Raw genomic sequence first — 1466 nt, 5'->3', positions numbered from 1 at the left:
GGCGGCGTACCAGCGGAACTGGCTCAGCGGTATCTTCATGGCCTCCGCAAACTGCGGCGCGTAACTGGTGAGCAGGTGTTTCCAGTTAGCGGCGTTGTCGTATCCCAGGCGTGCGGCGTCCTCCCGGCGCAGGGAGATAATAGGGAGCCACACATTGCCGGGGTGGCTGGCCACGGCCTCTGCCACCTGGGAGAGTACGAGTGGATTGTCCGCCCCGGTGAACAGANCATGAGCGCCGGAGCGTTCNGCCCGAGGACGTNTGGCGNTGTAGTCCACATAGTTCTCACGTTTGGCAAGGGAGTCCGCGTTGTCCTCGATAGCTCTGGTGATGAACTCCGAGGCGTTCCCGCGTGTGGGGGCTGTGAGATAGTCCTCGTACTCAAACAGCCCCCGGCAGAGGGGGAAGTCACGCAGCAGCTGACTGACCTTTTCCTTTTGCCTTTCAGTAGCGGGCAGAGCGGCTTTGCCGGGGTCCAACCGGTCCACGCCTTCACGGGTGGCGACGTAGCGGACGTAGTTCTCCCGGTGGGCGGCGGAGCGGTGCTGATTTGGTTTGAGGTAAGGACATTTGAAAATGAGCCGCGGCACAAAACGTCACCGCCTTGCGGTCAGCACATGGAGGGGCCGGTCTGTTCCGGCTTCCACTCCGGGTCCAGTGGGTAATCCTGTTCGGCTGTGCTATCGTTCTGGATCATCCAGAGCGCGTGTTCAAATTCGTCGCTGCAGTCAACGTTCTGGTCCGAAGCCCACTGATCCCGGACAACCGAGAGCGGGTCCTCGAACCGCAGAAGGTATTCCAGGTATTCCACCGGATAACTGATTGAGCTTTCCGTGAGCTGGTCGCAGCAGAACCGGGCGGCGGCGATCTCGTTCGCTCGTTCAAAAATTTCCGCAGGAGGACGCCGCAGCATTTCGGCGGAGTATTCGCTCCATCGATCCTTGAGCTTTTGGCCCAGCGCTTCACGCACTTCGTCTGCCGTCATTTATGCATCACCTCATTTCAGATATGTCAGGCCATGGAGGGGCCGGGTTTTTGCTGCTCACATTCTTCCTGACGGTTAGAGCTACGGAAGATTTGATCAAACTCAGCGCCGAGGTCGATGGTCTGTTCAGACGTCCAGTGACGAGACAGAAACTCCAGCGGCTTTTCCTGCTTCAGAAGCGGCTCCAGTTCTTTCACGCTGTAGTCATGGAGTTTCCCCGCCAGTTGATTGTAGCAGAATTCCATAGCGGCAATTTCGTTGGCTTTACCGTAGACCGCATATCCACGGAGGTCCCACATGCTGCGGGCGTAATCATCCATCTCCTGGTTGATTTTTTTGAACAGCTCCTCGTGTGCTTTTGTCCAGGCCATCTCACGCACCGCCCCTCTGGTAGTCCACCGCGTCCTTGAGGGTGACGCTGCCGTTGGTGGACTTGACCTCCCGGACGCAGCGACCCCGGAGGCGGTCCAGGTCCTCCTGGGG

Annotated in this window: 3 protein-coding genes; all 3 read right to left on the bottom strand. The window is 58.9% G+C overall.

The annotated features are described in order from the left end of the window. Positions 1-588: MobP3 family relaxase (mobP3, locus tag JX325_RS16630; protein WP_279380550.1), on the bottom strand; the 588-nt coding region annotated here is incomplete at its 3' end. A gap of 20 nt (positions 589-608) precedes the next feature. Then, positions 609-983 (bottom strand): DUF3848 domain-containing protein, encoded by a 375-nt coding sequence (locus tag JX325_RS16625; protein ID WP_204792142.1) that lies wholly within the window; start codon positions 981-983, stop codon positions 609-611. A 26-nt stretch (positions 984-1009) separates the two neighbouring features. Then, the gene (locus JX325_RS16620) at positions 1010-1354 is read right to left on the bottom strand and encodes a hypothetical protein (protein ID WP_204792141.1); all 345 of its coding nucleotides are present in this window, start codon (positions 1352-1354) and stop codon (positions 1010-1012) included. Between the last annotated feature and the right edge of the window lie 112 nt (positions 1355-1466).

The sequence above is a fragment of the Oscillibacter sp. CU971 genome (genome assembly GCF_905219725.1).
Classification (GTDB): domain Bacteria; phylum Bacillota; class Clostridia; order Oscillospirales; family Oscillospiraceae; genus Oscillibacter.
The sequence above is the reverse complement of the archived record's forward strand: the minus strand, read 5'-3'. Positions and strand labels throughout refer to the sequence as shown.

Excerpts from the sequence above, each read along its gene's own strand:
- JX325_RS16625 (WP_204792142.1), bottom strand. The coding sequence starts at position 983 with ATGACGGCAGACGAAGTGCGTGAAGCGCTGGGCCAAAAGCTCAAGGAT.
- JX325_RS16620 (WP_204792141.1), bottom strand. The coding sequence starts at position 1,354 with ATGGCCTGGACAAAAGCACACGAGGAGCTGTTCAAAAAAATCAACCAG.